Origin of the sequence: Salisaeta longa DSM 21114 (genome assembly GCF_000419585.1) — a bacterium.
GTDB classification, from domain to species: Bacteria; Bacteroidota; Rhodothermia; order Rhodothermales; family Salinibacteraceae; genus Salisaeta; species Salisaeta longa.
The window spans coordinates 1149916-1172987 of record NZ_ATTH01000001.1 but is presented as its reverse complement, the minus strand read 5'-3'; the positions used below and the strand labels follow the sequence as shown (position 1 = coordinate 1172987).

Annotated in this window: 18 protein-coding genes; 5 read left to right on the top strand and 13 right to left on the bottom strand. The window is 63.5% G+C overall.

Going from position 1 to position 23072, the window contains the following annotated elements; translation table 11 throughout:
* Positions 1-867 precede the first annotated feature (867 nt).
* The 8 genes from SALLO_RS0104910 to SALLO_RS0104875 form a co-directional block, all read right to left on the bottom strand.
* Positions 868-2232, bottom strand: coding sequence for a di-heme oxidoreductase family protein (locus SALLO_RS0104910; protein ID WP_051141299.1), 1365 nt, complete (start codon positions 2230-2232; stop codon positions 868-870).
* Between the two features lie 95 nt (positions 2233-2327).
* Complete coding sequence (locus SALLO_RS15300) at positions 2328-3398, bottom strand: imelysin family protein (RefSeq protein ID WP_051141298.1); 1071 nt, start codon at positions 3396-3398, stop codon at positions 2328-2330.
* Positions 3399-3467: 69 nt separating this feature from the next.
* Positions 3468-4727, bottom strand: a complete 1260-nt coding sequence (locus tag SALLO_RS15295; RefSeq protein WP_157621274.1) for an autotransporter outer membrane beta-barrel domain-containing protein — start codon at positions 4725-4727, stop codon at positions 3468-3470.
* A gap of 217 nt (positions 4728-4944) precedes the next feature.
* The gene (locus SALLO_RS0104895) at positions 4945-6627 is read right to left on the bottom strand and encodes a sodium:solute symporter family protein (protein ID WP_022835202.1); all 1683 of its coding nucleotides are present in this window, start codon (positions 6625-6627) and stop codon (positions 4945-4947) included.
* Between the two features lie 51 nt (positions 6628-6678).
* A complete protein-coding gene (locus tag SALLO_RS0104890; protein ID WP_022835201.1) occupies positions 6679-6978 on the bottom strand; it encodes a DUF4212 domain-containing protein in 300 nt (99 codons plus the stop codon).
* 108 nt (positions 6979-7086) lie between these two features.
* The gene (locus SALLO_RS0104885; RefSeq protein WP_022835200.1) at positions 7087-8274 is read right to left on the bottom strand and encodes a hypothetical protein; all 1188 of its coding nucleotides are present in this window, start codon (positions 8272-8274) and stop codon (positions 7087-7089) included.
* A gap of 199 nt (positions 8275-8473) precedes the next feature.
* Entirely contained in the window at positions 8474-10474 is a 2001-nt protein-coding gene (acs, locus tag SALLO_RS0104880) for an acetate--CoA ligase (RefSeq protein ID WP_022835199.1), read from the bottom strand.
* Positions 10475-10825: 351 nt separating this feature from the next.
* Complete coding sequence (locus tag SALLO_RS0104875; RefSeq protein WP_028566917.1) at positions 10826-11863, bottom strand: saccharopine dehydrogenase family protein; 1038 nt, start codon at positions 11861-11863, stop codon at positions 10826-10828.
* A 137-nt stretch (positions 11864-12000) separates the two neighbouring features.
* Here SALLO_RS0104875 and SALLO_RS0104870 point away from each other — a divergent pair, with 137 nt between their 5' ends.
* On the top strand, positions 12001-13410 hold the full coding sequence (locus SALLO_RS0104870; protein ID WP_022835198.1) for an aminopeptidase P family protein: 1410 nt from the start codon (positions 12001-12003) through the stop codon (positions 13408-13410).
* A 2-nt stretch (positions 13411-13412) separates the two neighbouring features.
* Positions 13413-14075, top strand: coding sequence for a Dph6-related ATP pyrophosphatase (locus tag SALLO_RS0104865; RefSeq protein WP_040605723.1), 663 nt, complete (start codon positions 13413-13415; stop codon positions 14073-14075).
* 28 nt (positions 14076-14103) lie between these two features.
* Here SALLO_RS0104865 and SALLO_RS0104860 read toward each other — a convergent pair whose 3' ends face one another.
* Positions 14104-15099 carry a TIGR00341 family protein gene (locus SALLO_RS0104860; protein ID WP_022835196.1) on the bottom strand — a complete coding sequence of 332 codons (996 nt, stop codon included), beginning with the start codon at positions 15097-15099 and terminating at the stop codon, positions 14104-14106.
* A 27-nt stretch (positions 15100-15126) separates the two neighbouring features.
* Positions 15127-15375: a hypothetical protein gene (locus tag SALLO_RS0104855; RefSeq protein ID WP_022835195.1), complete on the bottom strand. Its 249-nt coding sequence runs from the start codon at positions 15373-15375 to the stop codon at positions 15127-15129.
* Between the two features lie 87 nt (positions 15376-15462).
* Here SALLO_RS0104855 and SALLO_RS0104850 point away from each other — a divergent pair, with 87 nt between their 5' ends.
* Positions 15463-15984 carry a class IV adenylate cyclase gene (locus SALLO_RS0104850; protein WP_022835194.1) on the top strand — a complete coding sequence of 174 codons (522 nt, stop codon included), beginning with the start codon at positions 15463-15465 and terminating at the stop codon, positions 15982-15984.
* 67 nt (positions 15985-16051) lie between these two features.
* Here SALLO_RS0104850 and fbp read toward each other — a convergent pair whose 3' ends face one another.
* The gene (gene fbp, locus SALLO_RS0104845) at positions 16052-17170 is read right to left on the bottom strand and encodes a class 1 fructose-bisphosphatase (protein ID WP_022835193.1); all 1119 of its coding nucleotides are present in this window, start codon (positions 17168-17170) and stop codon (positions 16052-16054) included.
* 684 nt (positions 17171-17854) lie between these two features.
* Between fbp and pruA the strand changes: the two genes are divergently transcribed.
* Positions 17855-19495, top strand: a complete 1641-nt coding sequence (gene pruA / locus SALLO_RS0104840; RefSeq protein ID WP_022835192.1) for an L-glutamate gamma-semialdehyde dehydrogenase — start codon at positions 17855-17857, stop codon at positions 19493-19495.
* A 38-nt stretch (positions 19496-19533) separates the two neighbouring features.
* On the top strand, positions 19534-20385 hold the full coding sequence (locus SALLO_RS0104835; RefSeq protein WP_022835191.1) for a SirB1 family protein: 852 nt from the start codon (positions 19534-19536) through the stop codon (positions 20383-20385).
* 50 nt (positions 20386-20435) lie between these two features.
* Here SALLO_RS0104835 and SALLO_RS0104830 read toward each other — a convergent pair whose 3' ends face one another.
* Positions 20436-20702, bottom strand: a complete 267-nt coding sequence (locus SALLO_RS0104830; protein ID WP_022835190.1) for a hypothetical protein — start codon at positions 20700-20702, stop codon at positions 20436-20438.
* Between the two features lie 118 nt (positions 20703-20820).
* Positions 20821-23058, bottom strand: coding sequence for a RelA/SpoT family protein (locus SALLO_RS0104825; RefSeq protein WP_022835189.1), 2238 nt, complete (start codon positions 23056-23058; stop codon positions 20821-20823).
* Between the last annotated feature and the right edge of the window lie 14 nt (positions 23059-23072).

Here is a 23072-nt window from a genome sequence, read left to right as displayed (position 1 = left end):
GCGGAAGCGCACAACAAAAGTCCACACCCATCCGCTGGGTTGTTGCCTCAAGGACGTATGTTGCAACATGTTGCCGGCTTGCAAGGCGCGCGCGACAGGAGAGGAACCACGCGTCAATGGTTCAGATGGCTGTTCGGACGAGTTCGACCAACTGCACGCGCAACGCACAACGAAGCAGTACGCTCCTTGTCATTGCGAGGACTGAGGGGCTTTGGTCATGCCACTGGTGTGATCTCACGGGCAGGAGCGCCCTATTGCGGAGATTGCCGCGCTCCTTTCACAGTCGCTCGCAATGACATGAATGGTTGGTTGAAGGTCCAAGTGTTGATGGTTCAGATGGCTGTTCCGGCGGGTTTGGTCAACTGCACGCGCAACGCACGAAAATGCAAAAACGATGTGTCATCGCGAGGAATGAACGCACGCGAAGGACGCGGGGGCCGAAGGTTGTGCCTGTGGTACGATCTCCATGTAGGGGCAGGAGCGCCCCATTGCGGAGATTGCCGCGTCGCCTACGGCTCCTCGCAATGACAACAGTGGTTGATGATAGAAATGCAATGTTAGTGGTTCAGATGGCTGCTCGGACAGAATTGCGCAACTGCACGCCCAACGCACAAAAAAGCAACATGCTTCTTGTCATCGCGAGGACTGAGCGGACGCGAAGGACGCGGCGATCTCCATGTACGGGCAGGAGCGCCCCATTGCGGAGATTGCACCTTCGTCGTGACCTAAAGGCCTCACCTACGGCATGACCTAAAGGCCCCCGCGTCGCCTACTGCTCTTCGCAATGACATGAATGGTTGGTTGAAGGCCCAAGCGTCGATGGTTCAGGTGGCTGTTTGGGCCGGTTCAAACGATTGTTTCCAGTGGCTACAGCGAGCGCAGGAAGGCAAGCACTGCGTCGCGCTCGTCCTTGCTGAGACGGGTGTAGGCTTGCTGGGCAGCTCGCGCCTCGCCGCCGTGCCACAGAATGGCTTCTTGGAGGGTTTCAGCGCGGCCGTCGTGGAGGTACTCCGCCCGCCCGTTAACGAGGTCCGTGAGGCCAATGCCCCACAGCGGCGGGGTACGCCACTCTTGCCCGCTGGCATCGAAGACCGGGCGGCCATCGGCAAGGTCGGGCCCCATGTCGTGCAAGAGCATGTCGGTGAAAGGATGAATGGTTTGGTTGGAGACGCTGGGCACCCCTTCGAGCGTGCCGGTGCGCAGCGTAGGCCGGTGGCAGGTGGCACAGCCGATCTGCTCAAACAGGCGGGCGCCTTGCTGTACGGCAGGATCGTCGATGTTGCGACGCGCCGGCACGGCCAGCGTTTGCACGTAAAAGGTGACGTCGTCGAGCGTCTCATCGGTAATCTCGGGCTCGTCGCTGAGTCCGTCGTCAAAGCCGGGCTGGTCATCGGTGAGCTCGTTCGGAAAGAGGGAAGAGGTGACGCCCATGTCGTGGATGTAGGCATCGGCGCTTTGCTGGAGCAGCGTAGGCTGCGTGGCTTTCCACCCGAAGCGGCCGATGTCTTTGGTTTTGGTTTCCATGTTCCACACCATGTTCACCTCGCCGCTGATGCCGTTTGCGGCAGCCTGCTGGGTGGCGGCCAACTCGCGCAGGGTGGCGTCGGGCACGGCTTCGAGCAGGCCCAGGCCAAAGACGGGCCGCGGCGCGCGCACCGACGTGAGCAGGTTGGCGGGCAACGGGCCGTACGGCGATTCGATGGTGTACACCGGCTTGGTGAGGGTGTAGGGGGTGCCGTCGGCCATCTCGCCCCGGATGGTTTGTTGCTGCACCGCCAGGCGGCCCTCAACGGGGTAGCCGTACAACGCGCGGGTCTGAAGCTGCGTCCCAAACCCGTCGGCCGGCCGGGCACCGCCGTGCGGACCGGTGCCGGGCGTGCTCAGGCGCATGAGCACTTCGCCGGGCGTGCGCCCGTCACGGGCATGACACGCATCGCACGACGGCTGCACAAAGGCCGGTCCCAATCCGCCATTGACGGCCGCCGGCGCGGTTACAAAAACGTCCTCAAACGCGCGGTCGCCGGCGTCATGACGCCGCGTTGCGTCGGGGGAGAGGCCGGGGATGGGCTGTGCAAAGGACAACCGGCTTTCTTCAAACACGGTGGCGTCGCCGCCAAGCCGAGCGCCTACGTCAACGCCATTGGAATTGCGTTTGGGTGGCTGTTGGACGTCGCACGCCGCAAGGCTCAAGACCAAAAAGAGGAGGCCGATGTGTCTAATATCCTGTCGCATGATCGTCTCTGTTATCTAATCCGAAACTGCGACAAGGACGACCCGGAATGGGCCGCCCTTGCCAGCGCACACAAGCGATCGTAGGAACCCCTTCGCTACAGATCGCTGACCAGCGGACGCACCTGCGATTGGAGCGTCTCGCGGATTTGAAGCACGGCTTCTCGCGCATCTTCGACGGGCGCGGTTTGACCGCTCGCCACCGCATCACGGAAGCTCATGTCGATGCCCTGCAGCGACTGGATGGCCGCTTCAATCTCGCTGCGAATTTGGGCATCGAGCTCAGGATCAATCTGCTGCACCACGTCGGTGAGTCCTTGGCCGGCATGGTCGCCGTAGTCGCCCAGGTAAATGTGGCGCATGCTCTCCATGTTGTTGATGAAGTCCGTGAACGAGTTCTCGCTATACTTCGATTCGATCTTCTGGATCGAGTTCTCGTTCAGGGGCGTCCCAATTTTGCCGGTGCCCACTTCGTTCGCGATGGTTTCCATGCCGCTCACGAGCGCCTGCACGGCCGCTTTTTGGCTCTGGAAGGCCTCTGCATTGACGAAAGCACCGACGAAGTTGTCGCCGTCTGGGCTCCACGCGTTCACCAGTCGCTCGGTGTCGTTTTTCAGTACCACAGTGGCCGCTTGCAGGTACTGCTTGCCGCGGTCGGTGAAGTCGGCAGCCGTCTTGGTGCCGTCTTCGCCCCACAAGAAGTACTCGATGGTGTGAAAGCCGCGCTTCGTGGCGGCGAGGTTGGCAACCACCCCGGGCGTGATCTCCTGCGAGCCCTCCAGCACATCGTTGATGCCGGTTACATCGACGGGCCACGAGTCGAGCGAGGGGTCGATGTCATCTTCGGCGACCGGGCCAAACAGGAAGCTCTCGGACTGCTCCCACGGCGTGCGGGTGGCAATCCAGGCGGTGCGAGCGGCCTCAAGATTGGCGGCGGTGGGGTTGGTCGCCAGGGTGTTTACGGCTTCTTCGAGCAGGCCGGCTTTTTGGTCGAGGTCGGTGTAGGTGCTTAGGATGACACCTTCGGCCTCGCTTTGCAGAATGGCCTGCGCGTCGATTTCGTCAAAGGAGACGGTGTCTTCGATGGCGCTTCCGCTATCGCATGCGGTGCCCACGAGGGCAACGACGAGCAGCGTGAGAAGCGTTGTAAAGCGTTGTGCAGTGGTCATAAAAACTACCAAAGGTTCAAGATACATCAGAGGAATTACCGTTGGGCGTTTGTCTGTGCCGGCAGGCGGTCAGAACTGGAAGCCCAGGCCCAGGGAAAACGTGTTTTCGGTGTCGCCGGTGAGCGACCCGCTCACGCTACGGCCGCGGCCGCGCGTGCGGTGGCTGTACTCGGCTTTCAAGACCACCCCTTCGGTGGCGCGGAAGTTAAGGCCGCCGGTGTACACCGTGCGCTCCCACAGCGGATCGTCCGTCACCGAGCCGGTGGTCTCGTAATGGGTGTCGTAGAAGCTGTAGCGCCCAAAGATGTCGAGCCGCTGCGGTCCGGTAAGGGACGTGAAGGAGAGCAGATCGTAGCCGGCTTCGATGCGATATCCCAGCGCGGCGCTGCCTACAGGGGTGCCCTTGGCGTTGAGGTTGCTGGAAAGGGTCCGGTTGTTCGTGGTTACGACATCGGCGTTTTGCAGGCGGCCGTACAGCACCAGGCCGCGCAGCGTCACCGGACCGCTCAGGTATTGAGCATGGACATCGGCAACGGTTACGCGGGCGTTCACACGTTGTCCGTTGGCCGAAAGCGTGCTCTTGCGGCGGTTGTCGGCGCTATCGCCGGTGTACACCGAGGCCCCTATAAAACTCTCGTCGTTCAGGTAGTAGTCGGCGCGGGCCGTGAAGGCAAAGTTGTCGGCGGCTATCGTCTCAAACTTCGATTCGTTTCCGCGAACGATCCAGTTGGCCGCGCTGAATTCTGCCGAGTTCAATCCGTTCACGAGGGCAGCCGAGTAGGCCAGAGCGCCGGTGCGCCCTTCCACCTGCACGCCAATCTCGTACCAGTTGGTGGGAATGACCGCGGCCTCGGTTTCGGCGCGCGTCGTGGCAAAGTATTCCGTCGGCTCGTCGTTTACCGCGGCCAGGCCGATCGGGATTTTGAACTGTCCCACGCGGATGTTGGCGAGCGGGTGCAGCGCAAACCGGACGTTCAGTTGCTCCAGGACAACCTCGCCGCCGGACTCAATCTCGTTTTCGAACTCGCCAAACTCCTCAAACTTGTCGATTTCTTTGGTGACGCCCGTACCGCCGTGTTCAAACTCAATCTCGCCGAGCATCGAAATCCGCTCGCTGAATTGGTAGCTGGGGTAGAGCACGAAGCGCTCCAGGTCGACGGCGTTGTTGCGTGCGGGGTCGGTGGCCCAGTCGTAGGCAAAGTAGTTGACCGTGCCGTAAGCCTCTAACCCGAGGCGGTCCCACACCCCGGTGGAATCCGATGGTGGGTCGGCCTGGGCAACGGCTGGGGTGAGTAAGGCAAGCAAGAGAGCGAGCAACAGGGGGCGCATACAGCTATTTAGATTTAATCTGCATAACTACACCACCAACGTGTGAATATCGGCGGACAGATGCAAGTGGAGCCTGCATGAAGAACACGGGTGACGTGAATGTCGCCGTGTGAATGGCTGGGGGCAACGGTTTGGTGGCGCAAAAAAGCGGGACCTGCCGTGTGGCAGATCCCGCCGGTACAAGGAAGCAGTGCCTATGGAGCGGACCGGTCCCGCATTAAGCCACAGCTTCTTGCAGTTCTTCGTCGGTGAGTTCGCGTGGATAGCGAATCTGTTCCACGATGTCCTGGACGTCCTGGGGCGGCGCGGGCGTCGCGAGGGTGACGGCGTACGTCACGATGAAGTTGAGCAGCATGCCCACCATCCCGATGCCTTGCGCCTGGATGCCAAGGAACGACTCCAGGATGGGTTCGCCGACGCCGGGCACCACCACGTGGGCGCGCATCAGCACAATCATGAGGAAGGTAAACGCGAGGCCCACAATCATCCCGGCCACTGCGCCTTGCTGGTTGCACCGCTTCCAGAAGATGCCGAGCACCAAGATGGGGAAGAAGCTTGCCGCCGCAAGGCCAAAGGCAAACGCCACCACCTCGGCCACAAAGCCGGGCGGATAGATGCCAAACAGTCCGGCCACGATGACGCCGCCAAAGATGGCTACGCGGCCCCAGAACAGGCGCTTTTGCTCGGACGCCTCCGGGTTAATAATTTCGCCGTAGATGTCGTGCGCGAGCGACGAGCTGATGACGAGCATCAGTCCGGAGGCCGTGGAGAGCGCAGCGGCCAGCCCGCCCGCGGCCACGAGGCCCACCACCCAGGCGGAGAGGTTGGCTAGCTCGGGCGTAGCCAGCACGATGATGTCGCGGTCGATGGTGCCAAGCAGTTGCTCGACGCCCATGCCGGCCTGCCACTGCTGCGTCTTGATGAGGCCCGTTTCGGCCCAGTTTTGCACCCAGCCCAGGTTTTGCATGCCGCTCGCCCCCATGTCCGCAAACGATTGCAGGATTTCCAACTTCGAGAACATGGCGACGGCCGGGGCTACGGTGTACAGGATGCCAATGAAAAGGAGCGCCCAAAACGCCGACCACCGGGCATCGCGCACGGTTTTGACGGTGTAAAAGCGCACGATGACGTGCGGAAGCCCCGCGGTGCCCGTCATCAGGACAAACGTGATGCACAGCACATTGAGCATGTTCAGGTTGCTGAAGGGCCCCGTGTAGGGGTTGAGCCCCAGTTGCGTTTGGAGCTCGTTGAGGCGGGGCACCACTTCCCCAATGGCAATGTGCGGAATGGGGTTGCCGGTAAGCGTGTAGGCAATGGCCACGGCCGGGATAAGGTAGGCCACGATGAGCACGCAGTACTGCGCCACCTGCGTCCATGTGATGCCTTTCATGCCGCCCAGGGTGGCGTAGAGCGCCACGATGGTCATGCCAATGAGAATGCCAAGGTTGATGTCGACCTGCAGAAAGCGGCTAAAGACAACGCCCACGCCGCGCATTTGTCCGGCCACGTACGTGAATGACACAAAGATCGCCGCGATGGCCGCGACAACCCGCGCGGTATTGGAGTAGTACCGCGCGCCTACGAAGTCAGGCACGGTAAACTTCCCAAACTTGCGAAGGTACGGCGCAAGCAAGAGCGCAAGCAGCACGTAGCCGCCGGTCCAGCCCATCAGGTAGATGGAGCCGTCGAAGCCCATAAAGGAGATGAGCCCGGCCATCGAGATAAACGACGCGGCACTCATCCAGTCGGCCCCCACGGCCATGCCGTTGGCAATGGCGGGGATGCCTTGCCCGGCGACGTAAAAGCCCTTGGTGTCGGCGACGCGGCTCCACACCGCAATGCCGATGTAAATAGAGAAGGTGATGCCCACCCAAACGAAGGTCCAGCCAATGATACCCATAACGATGTGCGGTTAGTTGTGCATAGAAGTAAGAGGGTGACGGATGGTGTGCTAGTGTGCCGCACCGGGGTCGGACTGGGTGTCCTCGGTTTCGACGACGCCCGCCTCGCGGTCGAGCTGTCCGGCGGTGATGGCGTACATGAGAACTAGGCTGATAAACACGAAGATGCTGCCTTGCTGCGCCATCCAAAAGCCGAAGGGCACGCCGCCAAAGTTGATGCTGTTGAGCGGTTCGGCGAGCAGAATGCTCACAACGAATCCGGTGATGAACCACACGCTGAGGAGGATGAGCGTGCGCCGGATTTGTGTTTTCCAGTAGGTTTCGCGGTCGATGCTAGGTTCGGTAGCCATGAGACGTTGGGCGTTTAGGGTAGAAACATAGGATGCGGTGGAAGGACCACGCGCTGGTTGGGCGCTTGCGCGGCCTGCGCGGGGCCCGGCTGCGGGGTGAAGCAGTCCTTAGAAAAACAGGAAGACCGAAAAATTGCCGCGGATGTTGGTGACGGCGTCGTCGGTGTCCTGGGCGTCCGGGGCATAGCTGCTGTCGAATCCGCTGGCGTAGAGGGCGGAGGTGGCTTCCACCTCGAAAGCGAAGCGCATGGGGCCGTAATTCAGCGCGAGCCGCGGGGCGATGCGCCACAGGTAGTCGATGGACGCGCCGCGCGCGGCGACGTCAACCACCTGCACGTTGTCTTTGGAGGTACCGAGGTTGGCGAGGTAGCCGGCAAACAGTCCGGGCGAGACGGTGCCCGGCTGTTGGATGTCGACCCAGGCCGAGGCGGTTTGGAGCGGCTCGTACCCGCCGCCCTGCAGCTGCACGTAGCCGCCGGTCATGAGGTGGTCGCCCAGGTCGCCGCCGTAGGTGCCCTTGATGCGGAGCTCAGCGGCATCGCCGAGGAAGGTGGCATAGGCCTGCACGGCGCCCGCGCTAAATCGGTCGGCGGTCAGCTCCGGACGAATCCATTTGTAGTAGCCGCCCACGCCAATGGTGGTGCCGCCCTGCACGTACTGCAGGTGCCCGTGCCACATGGGCAGCGCGGCCCACTGCTGTTCGAGGAGCCCGTCGTCGCTCGTTTCCTGAAAGGCGTCGCGTTGCCAGGCGGCGATGCCAATGAAACGCACGCTACCGCCGCGGTAGGTGTAGCGGATTTGGGGCTGCCGGGCGAAGGGCTGAAACGGTACGCCCGTGGTGGTGGCCACGGTTCGTGGAAACGCGGCCAGCGTGAAGAGGGGCGACCACTCCTGCCCAAAGAGCACCGATCGGTTCTCCCAGGTCATCTTCACGAACGCGCGCCGCAGCCGAAACGTGCTGACGTTGGCGTTGCTGGCCCCAAAGAAGTCGGCCTCGACGTAGCCGGTAATGTCGGCGCCCAGGGCTTGCGGCAGGTCGCTGATGCCCAGCCCGAGGCGCGAGAAGAACGCAAACGACGAGAGATTGTCGGTGCCGGTGGCGTCGCTTTCGGGGGCCGGATAGAGATGGAACTCGGCGTCGCGCGCGGCCACCACCTGGCGCGTGTCGTAGAGGTACTCGGCCTTCACGAAGCCGCCGAGATCAAATTCTTGCGCGGATGATGGGGCGGCCGTGAGGAGCAGCAGCGCAAAGAAACTGCCGACCCACCGGGTCGTTCGGATGTATGTCTGATGCATGACAAGTCTGTCGTTTGGTGCGATAGCCTGTGTGTGTCAGTGGTGGCGCGTGCAGGGCGTGCGTCTCCCAACGTTGGCCTGCACCGCGCCGTGAACCATGAGCGCCCGATCGACGCAGTTGCCGCTGCGTCTGGTTGGGCGTTTTTGTGTGTGGTGGGCGCGCGCGTCGTACGAGCACGCCCCCACCCCACGGGGCGCACTAGGTGCCCGAGAGCTCTACTTGTTTGCGGTCGTCGATGAGGCTGTGCACCACTCCCGGATCGGCGAGCGTGGAGGTGTCGCCCAGGTCGTCGTACGAGCCGGCTGCAATCTTGCGGATGATGCGCCGCATGATCTTGCCCGAACGCGTTTTGGGGAGGGCGTCGGTGAACTGGATGTAGTCGGGTGTGGCGATGGGCCCGATGTGCTTGCGCACGTGTTGCACCAGCTCCTCGCGCAGGTCGGCCGACGCATCGACGTCTTTGATGAGCGTCACGTAGGCAAAGATGCCCTGGCCCTTCACCTTGTGCGGATAGCCCACCACGGCGGCTTCGGCCACGCCGTCGTGCGATACGAGGGCGCTTTCAAGCTCGGCCGTGCCAATGCGGTGCCCGCTCACGTTTAGGACGTCGTCCACGCGGCCGGTAATCCAGTAGTAGCCGTCTTCGTCGCGCCGGCAGCCGTCGCCCGTGTAGTACTTGTTGGGGTACTGCGAGAAGTACGTATTCTGGAAGCGCTCGTGGTTTTTGTAGACGGTGCGCATCTGGCCGGGCCACGAGTCGGCGATGGTGAGGATGCCTTCGGTGGCACCTTCTTGCACCGTGCCGGCGGCATCCACCACTTCCGGCTGAATGCCAAAGAACGGCTTGGCGGCCGATCCGGGCTTCTGTGCTACGGCGCCGGGCAGGCCCGTGAGCATGATGCCGCCGGTTTCCGTCTGCCACCAGGTGTCTACGATGGGGCAGCGGCCTTCGCCTACCACGTTGTAGTACCATTTCCAGGCCTCCGGATTGATCGGCTCGCCGACGGTGCCCAGCACGCGCAGCGACGAGCGATCGGTTTGGGTGACATAGTCGTCGCCTTGCCGCATGAGCGCCCGGATGGCCGTGGGCGCCGTGTAGAAGATGCTCACGTCGTGCTTGTCCACCACCTCCCACAGGCGCGAGGCATCGGGGTAGGTGGGCGTGCCTTCAAAGAAAACCTGCGTGCTTCCGTTGATGAGCGGGCCGTACACGATGTAGCTGTGGCCGGTAATCCATCCCACGTCGGCCGTGCACCAGAAGACATCGTCTTCGTGCAGGTCGAACACGTACTCGTGCGTCATGCTCGTGTACACGCAGTAGCCGCCCGTGGTGTGCAGCACACCCTTCGGCTTGCCGGTTGAGCCGGAGGTGTACAGGATAAAGAGCGGGTCTTCGGCGTCCATCGGTTCGCACGGGCACGTGTCGTCGGCGTCGGCGATGGCGTCGTGGTACCATACGTCGCGGCCCTCGTGCCAGTCGATGGCGCCGCCGGAGTTTTGGACGACGAGCACGGTGTCTACGTTGGGGCACTGCTCCAGCGCCTTATCGGCGTTTTTCTTGAGCGGCACGCGCTTGCCGCCGCGCTTGCCCTCATCCGCGGTAATCAGGAAGTCGGATTCGCAGTCGAGGATGCGATCGGCGAGGGCGTCGGGCGAGAAGCCCGCAAACACGACCGAGTGCGGCGCCCCGATGCGCGCGCAGGCGAGCATGGCATACGCGGCCTCCGGAATCATGGGGAGGTAGAGCGTGACGCGGTCGCCCTTTTCTACGCCGTGCGCCTTCAGGACGTTGGCCAGGCGCGACACCTCGCGGTGCAAGTCGTTGTAGGTGATGTGCTGGGCGGAATCGGTTGCGGGGTCGTCCGGCTCAAAGATGAGTGCGGTCTGGTCGCCGCGCGCGTCCAGGTGGCGGTCGACGGCGTTGTGGCACGCATTGGTGACGCCGCCTTCGTACCACGCAATGGAGACATCGCCCGGCGCATACGACACATTCTTGACCGTATCGTACGGTTCAAACCAGTCGATGCGGTCGGCCTGCTCGTCCCAAAATGCCTCGTTATCTTCGATCGAGCGGCGGTACAGGGCGTCGTATTCGGCTTCCGAACCAATGTGGGCGTCGGCGCGGAATGCGTCGGAAGGCGGGTAGCGGTCGTCACGTCCGGAATAGGCCGCGGTAACCTGTGCATCTTGATCAGCCATAACGTCAGGGGATCAGTCGGTACAATCGATTGATTACTATTCAGCAATACTTGCTGAGGAAGCACCACGTACGTGGTTGTATTTGCGTGCTGTGGACTGCTCAAGGCAAGTTGGCCTTGAATTGTCAACCAAAACGTAATAAATGAGGGGTGTGAAATGCAAGCGCTTCCAGAAAATAAACGAAGTGTGGATGTGTGACGGGCGTCGCAGGCGGATCTTGACCTCCTAGGCAAGTTACAGCCGACACGATGGGCGGGCGCTCTGCCGCAATGCACGATGTTGATAAGAGGCTCGCGGCTTCAGCCCCGGGTTCGCGCAGATGCCTGCATTTGAAGTAGCGTCTAGTAGCGTCTACACGTCCTCGCGCGTCACGCCTTCGATGCCAAGGACGAAGTCCGGGCCAAACGCCGTGGCGGGCGTGTGAAATCCTCGCAGCGTGTCCTCCACAACGCGTTGCGCAGCGGCAACGGCCGTCCGTGCGGTAAAGGCGTAGCCATCGGGCCCATGGAGCCGGGCCGTAACGGTACGCTCGCCCGCCGTGGCCTGGGCCCAGACGTGCACCGACCCCGCGGCGCGCTCGTCGGGTGTGGGCCCCGCGGGTAGTGCCTGCACCGCCCGGTCAAGCAGGTGTTGAACGGCGCTGCTCTGCAGGAGCGGTTCGAGTGGCTGGCTCCATTGCAGCAGCCGGCGTGCCAGGGCTGGAAGTTGGGTGTAGGCGGTAATGTTGGGGATGCCGGTGGTACGGTAGGCGGTGGCCAGGTCGCCCCACGGAATGGTGGTGACCGTACGCGGCCCGCGCCCAAAGTCGACCGTGCGGGTGCGCGACCCGGCGGGAATGGGCATCAGCGCCCCGTTGCGGCGGACCTGCCCCGGCGCCCCGAGCTGTCGCAGGGCCGTGCGTGCGGTGCCGCGCGAGATGCGCCCCAATCCGGCAAATGCAATATCCAGCGCCGTGGCCTCGGGCAGTTGATCCGACACGTACGCCGCGAGGCAGTCGGTGGGTACCACATCGAAGCCAACGGCCGGAAGCAACGCAATCCCTGCCGCGCGGGCCGCGTCGTCCTCGGCCGCCAACGCCTCCAGCACCGGAATCTCGCCGGTGATGTCGAGGTAATGCGTCCCGGTGGCGAGGCACGCGGCCACCATGGGCGGTGAGGTATCCTGGAAGGGGCCGGCGCAATGAATGACGCACTGCACATCCTCCAGCATGGCCCGCAGCCCTTCAGCGTCATCCAGCGCAACCGCCCGGTACGAGAGGTCCCAGCGGCCGGCCAGCGCCTGCACCTTGGCTGCGTTGCGCCCCGCGAGCACCGGGTGGAGGCCCTCCGCAACGGCCTGTTCTGTGATGAGTGTCCCCGTGTAGCCGTACGCGCCGTAGATAAGAATCATAACCCAAGCCCTATGCGATAAAGAAAAAAGTGGCAACGAGCGGAGCGCTTCACGGGCTCCGCGGATTTCATAGCGCGCCTATATCGGCGCCGGTATATTACCACGTCATTGCATGTTGCACTTATCGCCCGTCTGCTATGTTCGACGCTTCGGAATACACCGCCCGCCGCCGTACCCTTCTCGACACGCTAGACGAAGGCCTGGTGGTGCTGTTGGGCAACGGCCCAAGTCCGCAAAACTATGCCGACAACCTGTATCCCTTTTGGCAAGACAGCACCGTGATGTACTACGCGGGCGTCGATCGGCCCAAGGTGGCGGTGGCGCTGGATGTGGAGAGCGGTGCGGTGACGCTCTACGGCGACGATCCGAGCTTGGATGATGTGGTGTGGATGGGGCCGCAGCCCGCGCTGGAGGACCGCGCCGCCCGGGCTGGCATCGAGGCGACGGCGCCGTGGGCGCAGCTGGCCGCTGATGTGCAAACGGCACAGGCCGGCGGACGAACCGTGCACCTCCTTCCGCCCTACCGCGCCGCCCACCGCCAGACGTGGGCCAATCTGTTGGCCGTAGCGCCCGCGGCGGTCGACGAGCACGTCTCCGAGCCACTCATTCGGGCGGTCGTCGCGCAGCGCTCGGTGAAGTCTGCTGCCGAGGTGACCGAGATTGAGCGCGCCGTACGCACCACCGCACGCATGCACACCACCGCCATGCGCATGGCGGCCCCCGGCGTGCACGAGCGCACCATTGCCGGACGCCTGGAGGGCATCGCGCGCGCTTCGGGCGGACGCCTGGCGTTTTCGATGACGTGCTCGGTACACGGCGAGGTGCTGCACAATCATCACCAGACGGACACGCTGGCCGATGGCGACCTGCTGCTCGTGGATGCGGGCGCCACTGCGCCGTCGTACTACGCGGGCGACATCACCCGCACTATGCCCGTAAGCGGAGCGTTTACGACCAAGCAGCGCGCCATCTACGAGGCGGTGCTCGCGGCGCAACACACGGCGCTCGCACAGCTTCGTCCGGGCGTGCCCTTCCGCGACGTACACCTGGCTGCGGCCCGCACGCTCACCGAACACCTCCAATCCATTGGTCTCATGATGGGCGACGTAGAGGCCTCGGTGCAGGCCGGCGCGCACGCGCTGTTCTTTCCGCACGGATTGGGCCACATGATGGGCCTCGACGTGCACGACATGGAGGGCCTGGGCGAGGCATACGTGGGCTACACCGAGGCGTACACGCGCAGCGAGCAATTTGGCTTGAGCGCGCTACGCTTGGCGCGGCCCCTGGCCGAGGGTTTTGTGGTGACGGTGGAGCCCGGCTGTTACTTCATCCCGGCGCTCATCGACCGCTGGAAGGCCGACGACCGGCACACGTCGTTCATCAACTACGGCGCGGTGGAGGCCTTTCGCTCCCTGGGCGGCGTGCGCATCGAGGACGACGTGCTCATCACATCTGACGGCTACCGCGTGCTGGGCCCGCCCATCCCCAAGGCGCCGGAGGAGGTGCTGGCGGAAATGGAACGCGCCGTTGAACCCGCCACGGAGTGACCATGCCGCAGCCGATCGGATTGTTGTGGAGCGGCGGCAAGGATAGCGCCTGGATGCTGCGCGCGCTGCGGGCGGCCTCCGAGTGGATCCCCGCGGGATTACTAGTAACCGTAACGACGGACGATGCAGTGCAGGCGCACGGTACGCCGCTGCCGCTCATCCGGGCGCAGGCGTCGGCTGTGGGCCTGCCGCTGACGGTGATGCGCGTGCCCGATGCGCCTACGAACGCGCAATACGAACAGGCCCTTGATGCGGCGCTCGATGAATGGCGGGCGGCGGGGGTTGAAGATGTGGCCGTTGGCGATTTGTACCTGGAGGATGTGCGGCGCTATCGCGAGGCGCTGCTCACCCGCCTTGGCATGACGCCCCACGTTCCGCTGTGGGGCACCGACACGGAAGCGCTGGCCAAGGCCGTCGTCCAAACGCATCGCGCGGTTATCACCAGCGTCGATACCATACAGCTCGATGCGTCGTTTGCCGGACGTCCGTACGATGCGGCCCTGCTCGATGCCCTGCCGGACACCGTCGATCCGTGCGGCGAAGACGGGGCCTTCCACACGTTTGTGCTCGACGGGCCCGCGTTTCACCACCCGGTGCCCGTCATGGTTCGCAGCGCGCACGGCACCGGCCGGATGCGCTACGCCACCCTCCGTGCCCTCGGCTAAGCGCCCGCGGCCAAGCGGCTTGTGGAGGCTACAGCCAGCCGTTGGCCGCCAAGATGGCCACCACCAGAACGGCCAGCGCGGTCGTCCACAGCAGCAGCGCCCACCGCGTGGCTTGCCGGGCCTTTTGGGCTTCGTACCACGTGCCGGGCCGAATGCCCTGGGCCAAGAAAGTGCCTACCGCGGCAAGGTTAACCCCCACCACGTTCGTCGTGAGCAGGAGACCGGTGTGGCCCGCCAGCGTCCATTGCGCGCTGCCCAGCAGTAGCCCGAGCACCACCAGCGGCGGCATCAGCGCAACGGCGACCATCACGCCCACCAGGGCCGTCGAGAGGCCGCGCGTGGTAGAGAGCGCCCCGGCGATGCCCGCCGCCAGGGCCAAGAGCACATCGCTGAGGCCCACCTGCGTCCGCGCACTGATTTCCCCAATGGAAGCATCTACGGGGATGGCCATGCCCAACGCCCACGACAGCCCGAACGCAAGCAAAAGGCCCAGCAGGTTGACCTGCGTCGCCCGTTTCAGCAGCTCGCGGTCGGCGAGGGTGGTGCCCAGCGCCAGCGCGATGTTGGGACCGATGAGGGGCGCGATGACCATCGCGCCGATCACGACGGCTACGCTGTCACGTAAAATGCCCGCGGCGGCAACGATGGTAGAGAGGACGACGAGCGCGAAATGCACCGGCGTAACGGAGACCGCTTCGCTGAGGTCGGCATACAGCTCCTCGCGGTTGATGCGAGACGTGGCGGTGTCTTCATCCTCGGGGGCCTCATCCGCTAGCTCCGGACGCGGCAGCGTGGCATTCACGGTGCTCACCACGACGCGCACATCGGGACCCGCGTGGTGCTCCAGGTGGTCGAGGGCGGCTTCGCTGTAGCGCGCATCGACCAAGAGCCGTGCGAGCTGTCGATCGTCGCCTGTTAGGTTGAGCGTGCGGCGGTCGATGAGGTCCACGTCCGCGGGCCAGGTACGGGTGATGCGGTCGAGGGCATCGGGTGCGGCGTACACGTCGAGGAGGCGAAGGGCCACGGCAGCGGAGCGGAGGAGGCACGTTGGTTAGGAGCGCGTGCGCCGTGTACGCGTGGGTTGGCGTGGCGTTGCGCGGGGACGTGCGGTCCGGTCGCGGTGCTGGCGCGGCCGCCGGCCGGGCGATACCGGTACCCGCGGCAAGGGCGGAGGCGGATCGCGGCGTGGCGGGCCGTCATCGTCGGGCGGATCGTTGCGGCGCCGGTTGATGAGCTCCAGCACGTAGAGTCCCATCACAAACGGCAGCGCACTCAGGAACAGAACAGCAAGCTCCAGCATGGAGAACCTCTGCAAGCATTGAACAACCGTCAATCAACTATGCGGTAATGTACGTTCACCCGTCGTTAAAAGTCACGTCCCGCACCCATGCATCACATAAATGTTGAGATCAAGGCGCGCTGCAACGACCTTGCGCAGCCGCGGGCCTACCTGGAGCACGCCGGGGCGCGCTTCGTGGGCGAAGATCATCAGGTAGACACCTACTTCCGGAACGAAACGGGCCGCCTCAAACTGCGCGAGGGCACGATCGAGACGAACCTCATTTACTACCAGCGCGCCGATCGGGCCGGCCCGAAGTCCTCTGATGTTCACCGGATGCAGCCGGAAGATCCCGCGGCCCTGAAGGCTGTGCTGTCCGCTGCTTTGGGCGTGTGGGTGGTGGTCGATAAGCGGCGGGCCATCTACTTCATCGACAACGTCAAATTTCACTTGGATCGCGTGCACGGGCTGGGCACCTTCGTGGAGATCGAAGCAACCGCCGAGACGAGCACGGCCGATCCGGCCACCCTGCGGGCACAGTGCCAGCAGCACCTGGACGCCCTGGGCATCGCCGACGACCAACTCGTGGCCGCTTCATACAGCGACCTGGTTGCTTCCACGACCGAATAGGTAGAGGCCCAGGCGTGCGTAGCCGCGGCCCTGCCGGGAACGATCCGCGAAGGGCGGCGACCAGCGCCTAAGCAGCGCCCAGGTCGGGCCGCTCGATGGCATCGGGGCTGCCCTGCACAAACGCTTGCGCCCGTTCCACCATGTTGGCGCTGCCAATGAAAAGGGGCGTGCGCTCGTGCAGCGCCTCGGGCGTTTTCTCCAAGATGCGCTGGCGCCCATCCGACGCCTTGCCGCCGGCCTGCTCCACAATCATGGCCATCGGGTTGGCCTCGTACATGAGTCGGAGCTTACCGTCGGGGCTGCCCTTGGTGGCTGGGTACATGTAGATGCCGCCCTTCATCAGATTCCGGTGGAAGTCGGAAACGAACGAGCCGATGTAGCGCGTCTTGGCGGGGCGGCCGGTTTGCGGATCGTGCTCTTGCAGCCAGTCGAGGTACTGGCGCAGGCCCTCCTCAAAGGAATGGTAGTAGCCCGCGTTGATGGAGAAGATGCGTCCGCGTTTGGGGGTTTTGATGTTGGGGTGCGACAGCAAAAACTCGCCGATGGAGGGATCGAGTGTAAAGCCGTTCACGCCGTTGCCCGTGGTGTACACCAGCATGGTCGAAGAGCCATACACCACGTAGCCCGCCGCCACCTGCTCGGTGCCCGGCTGCAGGGCCGCGTCTACGCTTACGTCCGAGGGGCTCGTTTGGCGCGGGAGCCGGTAGATGCTGAAGATAGTGCCCACGGAGACGTTAACGTCGATGTTGGAAGACCCATCCAGCGGATCCATGAGGACGATGTAGTCGCCCGGCTCGTCGCCCGCCGGGTCGCGCGTGGTAAGCGGAATGGCCTCGGCGTGCTCCTCCGATCCAATCAGGCAGCACTCGCCCCCGCGCCGCAGCGCCTGTACAAACTCGCGGTGGGCCAGGGCATCCATCTTTTGCTGTACCTCGCCCTGCACGTTTTTCTTTCCGGTGTCGCCGTAGATGTCGAGCAACCCCGCCTTGCGCATATCGCGGTTTACGATCTTTGCGGCAAGGCTAATGTCGCGCAGCAGCCGCGAGAACGCGCCCGTGGAATGGGCAAAGCGATCCTGCTGATCCAGGATGAAATGCTCAAGGGTGCGAAATTCGTCTTGATCGGTGTGCACGTCGTGCGCTGTGGGGGCGCGGTTGTTCGAATCTGTGGATGAGGTGTCGGCCATGCAAGAAATCCCTCCGCCTGTGGGGCGTCTGACAAGTGTGCGGTTATGCCATCGGTGCACCTACAGCATCGGAACTACGGGGCATACTGTAAAGGCGTTCTTATGAAACCGCTTCCAAGGGTGCCGTTCCAATCGGGGGCTGTGCAGGGCAATTGCATGAGCAATCGTGAATCCGCCCTGAGCGCTCCGAAGGCGGCTCCTGCTTCTGAGGCATGCTGTCGTCGTTTTGCAAATCACTCCTGAACGGCGCCAGCACGAATAAGCAATTTTGATGCAGCGGCCCTGTACCTCTTGGAAGGGCCAAGATCCGCAGTCGTGCGTATGTCTTCGTACATGAAGATCGTACCACGGGTATGACCTCCGGCCCCACCAGTGGCATGACCTTCGGCCCCCGCGTCATTCACGTGCGTTCATTCCTCGCGATGACAAGGAGGATACTGCTTTTTTTGTGCGTTGAGCGTGCAGATGCGCAATTCCACCCAAACGCTCATTTGAACCATCGACGTTTAAGCCTTCAGCCAACCATTCGTGCCATTGCGAGCGAACGATGTGAGCGCGGGACGTTGAAATTGATGCGATTGCCTTGGGGGGCTGTGCACAGTATTCGACGAACAAGCGCTTCCAGCCAAAGTACATCGGTAATGGTTTCGTCATCCGTTCTCATTTCTATCCTTCCACCCTGTTATGACCAACGCCCGCCCCAGCACGCCGCCCCCCTCCAACGAACCGGTGCGCGCCTATGCGCCCGGTAGCGATGCGCGCGCCGCCTTACAGCAGCGCCTCCGCGAACTGCGCGGCCAACGCGTGGACGTGCCGGCCATCATTGGCGGCGAGGCGGTGTTTACCGGGGCCACGACCGAGATGGTGGTGCCGCATGAGCATAGCCACGTGCTGGGCGAATTTCACCACGCCGGTGCCGATGAGGTAGCGCAGGCCATTGACGCGGCCCAAGCCGCGAAAGGCGAGTGGGCGGCGATGGATTTTGCCGACCGGGCTGCGATCTTTTTGCGCGCGGCCGACCTGCTTGCGGGTCCGTGGCGCGACACGCTCAACGCGGCCACCATGCTGGGCCAAAGCAAAAACGCGCATCAGGCCGAGATAGACGCGGCGTGCGAGCTGATCGACTTTTTCCGCTTCAACGTGCACTATGCCGAGCAGCTCTACGCCGAGCAGCCCAACAGCCCCGGCGCAGCGTGGAACCAGATGCAGTATCGCCCGCTGGAGGGCTTCGTGCTGGCGGTTACGCCGTTCAACTTCACCTCCATCCAGGGCAACTTGCCCACGGCCCCCGCGCTGATGGGCAACACGGTGTTGTGGAAGCCCTCGGAGCGGGCAACCTACGCGGCGTACTTTCTCTACAAGTTGCTGGAGGAAGCGGGCCTGCCGGACGGTGTAATTAACTTTTTGCCGGCCGAAAACGGGGCCGATGTGGGCGATCCGGCCCTGGCGTCGGAGCACTTCGCGGGGCTTCACTTTACGGGGTCGGCCGGGACGTTCAACCACCTCTGGTCGTCCATCGGGGAGCGCCTTCCCACCTATCGCACCTATCCCACCATTGTGGGCGAGACGGGCGGCAAGGACTTCATCGTGGCGCATGCAAGCGCCGATGTGGATGCGGTGGCCACGGCCATCGTGCGGGGCAGCTTTGAATACCAGGGCCAAAAGTGCTCCGCCTCGTCGCGGCTGTACATGCCGGCGTCCATCTGGCCGGAGATTCGTGCGGAGGTGGCCGCGCAGCTCGACACCATCACCACCGGGCCGCCAGAGGACTTCACGAACTTCGTGAACGCCGTGATTGATCAGCGCGCGTTCGACGAGATCACGGCGTACATCGATGCGGCGGCGGCCAGCGACGATGCCGAGATTATCATGGGCGGCGCGTACGACGACAGTGACGGCTACTTCATCGAACCCACCGTCATTCAGGCGCACGATCCGCACTACGCCACGATGGAAGAAGAAATCTTCGGTCCGGTGACGACCGTCTACGTGTACCCGGACGACGATTTTGCGGGAACGCTTGATCTTGTGGACGAGACGTCGCCGTATGCACTCACGGGGGCCATTTTTGCACGCGACCGCGCGGTCATTCGTCAGGCGATGGACCGCCTGGAACAGGCCGCGGGCAACTTCTACATCAACGACAAGCCCACGGGCGCCGTGGTCGGGCAGCAGCCCTTTGGCGGGGCGCGCCGCTCGGGCACCAACGACAAGGCCGGCTCGTGGCTCAACCTGGTCCGCTGGGTCTCGCCGCGCGCGATCAAAGAGACGTTTACGCCGGCTACGCACTACAGCTATCCGTGGAACGCACCGGACGCTGCGTAGCCCCTTCCGGCATCATTCGACAGCCCCCACAGGCGGCTATGTCTGTTTCCTCCTCCGAACTTGAAGCCCTCATCGCCCTCCTCGACGACAGCGACCGGGCCGTGCAGGAGGCCGTAGAGGCGCGGTTCAACGAGCTGGGCCGCGCGGCGCTGCCGGCCCTGCGCGCCGCCCGCGAGCGTGTCGATGCCGGGTTGGCCGATCGGGTGGAGGCGCTGGCCCGGCGGCTGCACTGGCAGTCGGTGCGCGACGCCTGGCACGCGGTGATGGAGCAGGCGCCGGTGGACCTGGAGCGGGCGACGTTTTTGCTCGCGCTCTATCGCTTTCCCGACCTCGACATCGGCGCGTATCAGCAGCGCCTCGACCGTCTCGCCGAGGCGGTGCGGCCGCGGGTCGAGCAGGCGCAGGGCGTGCGGCGGGCCGCGATCATCGCACGGTTTCTGTTTGACGAGCAAGGCTTTCAGGGCAACCGGCGCCACTACTTCGACGCCAACAACAGCTACATCAACCGGGTGCTCGACCGCCAGCTCGGCATCCCCATCAGCCTGTCGGTGCTCTTCTTGCTCGTGGCGCAGCGGCTCAACGTACCGGTGTACGGCGTCAACCTCCCGGCGCACTTCCTCGTGAAGTACATGGGGCCGGGCGGCGATGCGTTTTTCGACCCCTTCAGCGAGGGCGAGCGCGTCACGCAGCAGGCGTGCATGCGCTTTTTGGTGCAAGCCGGCGTCGAGCCTACGGCCGAGCACTTCCAAGCGGCCGATCCGCAGGCTATTGTGCTGCGGATGGCGCGCAACCTGCTGATCATCGCGCAAGAGAACGATCAGCCGCGGATGACGCGCGACCTGCGGGCGCTGATGGCGCCGTACGATCCGGATGTGGCGCGGCTGGAATAGCGCTCGCGGCACATCTGTGATCCACGCCGGGCCCTTCAGCACCCGATGGGTTACCGTTTGGGCACCACCTGCCCTTGCGGCGTGATTTGCTCGTTGGGGCCGGGCGGGCTGGTGGGAAAGTCGCCGAGCGGGATGGCCGGATCACGATCCTTTGGCACGTAGTGCGTGTGGCCGCCGTGTGGCACCTCGGTGTACGGCTGGTTGGGGAACGGATTGACGACCTGGCTCAGCAAGAGCGCGAGAAAGATGACGAGCGCCGCGCCGAATACCCAGCGGCGCCACGAGCGGTCGACGTTGCCTGTGGCTTCTTCCGACATGAAGCGTCTTCGTTTTTCGAACAAACCCCGAAGCCTGTAGCGCACCGCTCAGGCCTCAATAACACCGTTCACAAGCCCCAATAGATCCCGCGCCAGCCGCGGCCGCCGCGGGGCTCCATTATTCTTCAAACCGGTACACGCCGTGGATGCCGTCGATGCGCTTTAGGCGCTCCATCAAGCGGCGCAGGTGCTCCAGGTCGCTCACGTGCAGCACCACCGTACCCGAGAAGATGCCATCCTCCGAGTCGATCGTGATGGAACGGATGTTCGTCTTCAAGTTCTTGGAGATGACGGTGGTGATGTCGTTCACCATCGCCACCCGATCCTCGCCCATGATGCGCAGCGCAGAGATGAACTGCACATCCTTTTGGCGGCTCCAATCCACATCCAGGATGCGGTCGGGGTGGTTGGAGAGCAGGTCGGGCGCGTTGCCACAGTTGGACCGATGGATGTTGATGGTGCCGCTTTTGCTCACAAAGCCGAACACCTCGTCGCCGGGAATGGGGTTGCAGCACGACGCATAATTGACGGCGATGTCGGTCTGCAGCTCCCCATCGATGAGCAACGCCTGCTGGCCGGTGGTTTTGGCAGCATCCAGAAATTTCTCGTAGCGCTCGCGCAGCGATTGCTCGTCGGGGATGCCATCATCGGTGGGCGTCTCGCCGCCCGGACCGTTTTTGATGCGGTCGATGAGCTCCTCGGGATCGTAGAGGCCGCTTCCAATTTCGTAGAAGAGCTGCTGCAGGTCCGGAAATTTGAGTTCGTGGGCCACGTCCTGCAGGTCTTGGTCGCTAATTTCGATGCGCGCGCGGCTGGCCTTTTTCTCCCAGATCTCGCGGCCCAGGTCGGCGGTTTTGCGGCGCTCCTCGTTGGCCCAGTGCCGCACCTGGCTGCGCGCCTTGTGCGTCACCACGAAGTTGATCCAGTCGGGGTTGGGCCGCTGCTTCTTCGATGTGATGACCTCCACCTGATCGCCGCTTTGCAGCTCGTGCGAGAGGGGCACCATCTTGCCATTCACCTTGGCCCCAATGCACTGCATGCCCACTTCGGTATGCACCTTAAAGGCAAAATCGACGGGCGTCGCGCCGCGCGGCAGCGTCATGAGGTCGCCCTTTGGGGTAAAGACGTAAATTTCCTCGTCGTAGAGGTTGAGCCGAAATTCCTTTACAAACTCGGTGGCTTGCTCCGGCTTCGGATTTTCGAGGAGGTCGCGCACCCATTCCAGGAATTGCTCCATCTCCTCATCCACATTCTTTTTGCCCTCCTTGTACTTCCAGTGGGCCGCCACGCCCTTCTCGGCAACCTCGTGCATCTCGCGGGTTCGAATTTGAACCTCCACGCGTCGTCCGCCGGGCCCCAGCACGGTCGTGTGCAGGCTCTGGTAGCCGTTGCCCTTGGGCACCGAGATGAAGTCGCGAAAGCGCTCCGGCAGCGGCTTGTACAGGTCCGTTACGATGGAGTACACCCGCCAGCAGTCTTCCTTGCCGGCGTCGCCGTCGAGCACGATGCGGATGGCAAAGATGTCGTAGATTTCGTCGAGCGGCTTGTTTTGCCGCTTCATCTTGCGATGGATGGACGTGATGTTTTTCACCCGCCCGTAGATTTCTGCGGTGAAGCCGTCGCTGGTCAGTTGGTCGCGCAGCGGCTCGATGAAGCGGTGGATGTAGGCCTCGCGTTCCTCGGCCATGCGCTCCAGGTAGGCCGTAATGTGGTGGTACGCATCGGGGTCAAGCACCTTCAGCGAAAGGTCTTCCATCTCGCTTTTTACCGGATAGAGCCCGAACCGGTGCGCCAGCGGCGCGAACAGCTCCATGGTTTCGCTGGCTTTGCGGAGCTGCTTCTCGCGGGGGAGCGCCTCGATGGTGCGCATGTTGTGCAGGCGGTCGGCAAACTTCACAAGGATGACGCGCAGGTCGGCGGCCATCGACAGCATGAGCTTGCGCACGTTCTCGGCCTGGCCCAGCTCGCGACTAGAAAAAACGCCACTGATTTTGGTGAGCCCGTCGATGATGGTTTCCATCGTCTCGCCAAACTCCTCGCGGATGAAGTCGAGGGACACCTCGGTGTCTTCAACCACGTCGTGCAGGAGCGCCGCCGCCACGCTCATGTCGTCCAGCCCAATGTCTTCGGCCACGATGCGTGCGACAGCGAGCGGGTGGCTGACGTAGCGCTCGCCCGACGCCCGCCAGTCGTTGCGGTGGGCCCAGTAGCTAATGGCGAACGCCCGGCGGATGCGATCCTCGTCGACCACCGGGAGATGCGTACGACAGGCCACGAGCAAATCTTGGAGCGCATCCTCGTAGGTCGGGTCGACATCCAGGTCGTCGCGCTCGAGGATAGAAGAAGCGTGGATCATGGGGAAGCGGACGG

Bases quoted from the DNA above. Each gene is read 5' to 3' on its own strand.
- SALLO_RS0104855 (WP_022835195.1), bottom strand. From the start codon at position 15,375: ATGCTGGAGCTTGCTGTTCTGTTCCTGAGTGCGCTGCCGTTTGTGATG.
- SALLO_RS15300 (WP_051141298.1), bottom strand. From the start codon at position 3,398: ATGACCACTGCACAACGCTTTACAACGCTTCTCACGCTGCTCGTCGTT.
- pruA (WP_022835192.1), top strand. From the start codon at position 17,855: ATGACCAACGCCCGCCCCAGCACGCCGCCCCCCTCCAACGAACCGGTG.
- SALLO_RS0104865 (WP_040605723.1), top strand. From the start codon at position 13,413: ATGCCGCAGCCGATCGGATTGTTGTGGAGCGGCGGCAAGGATAGCGCC.
- fbp (WP_022835193.1), bottom strand. From the start codon at position 17,170: ATGGCCGACACCTCATCCACAGATTCGAACAACCGCGCCCCCACAGCG.
- SALLO_RS0104830 (WP_022835190.1), bottom strand. From the start codon at position 20,702: ATGTCGGAAGAAGCCACAGGCAACGTCGACCGCTCGTGGCGCCGCTGG.
- SALLO_RS0104850 (WP_022835194.1), top strand. From the start codon at position 15,463: ATGCATCACATAAATGTTGAGATCAAGGCGCGCTGCAACGACCTTGCG.
- acs (WP_022835199.1), bottom strand. From the start codon at position 10,474: ATGGCTGATCAAGATGCACAGGTTACCGCGGCCTATTCCGGACGTGAC.
- SALLO_RS0104910 (WP_051141299.1), bottom strand. From the start codon at position 2,232: ATGCGACAGGATATTAGACACATCGGCCTCCTCTTTTTGGTCTTGAGC.
- SALLO_RS0104825 (WP_022835189.1), bottom strand. From the start codon at position 23,058: ATGATCCACGCTTCTTCTATCCTCGAGCGCGACGACCTGGATGTCGAC.
- SALLO_RS0104885 (WP_022835200.1), bottom strand. From the start codon at position 8,274: ATGCATCAGACATACATCCGAACGACCCGGTGGGTCGGCAGTTTCTTT.
- SALLO_RS0104895 (WP_022835202.1), bottom strand. From the start codon at position 6,627: ATGGGTATCATTGGCTGGACCTTCGTTTGGGTGGGCATCACCTTCTCT.
- SALLO_RS0104875 (WP_028566917.1), bottom strand. From the start codon at position 11,863: ATGATTCTTATCTACGGCGCGTACGGCTACACGGGGACACTCATCACA.
- SALLO_RS0104870 (WP_022835198.1), top strand. From the start codon at position 12,001: ATGTTCGACGCTTCGGAATACACCGCCCGCCGCCGTACCCTTCTCGAC.
- SALLO_RS0104890 (WP_022835201.1), bottom strand. From the start codon at position 6,978: ATGGCTACCGAACCTAGCATCGACCGCGAAACCTACTGGAAAACACAA.
- SALLO_RS0104835 (WP_022835191.1), top strand. From the start codon at position 19,534: ATGTCTGTTTCCTCCTCCGAACTTGAAGCCCTCATCGCCCTCCTCGAC.
- SALLO_RS15295 (WP_157621274.1), bottom strand. From the start codon at position 4,727: ATGCGCCCCCTGTTGCTCGCTCTCTTGCTTGCCTTACTCACCCCAGCC.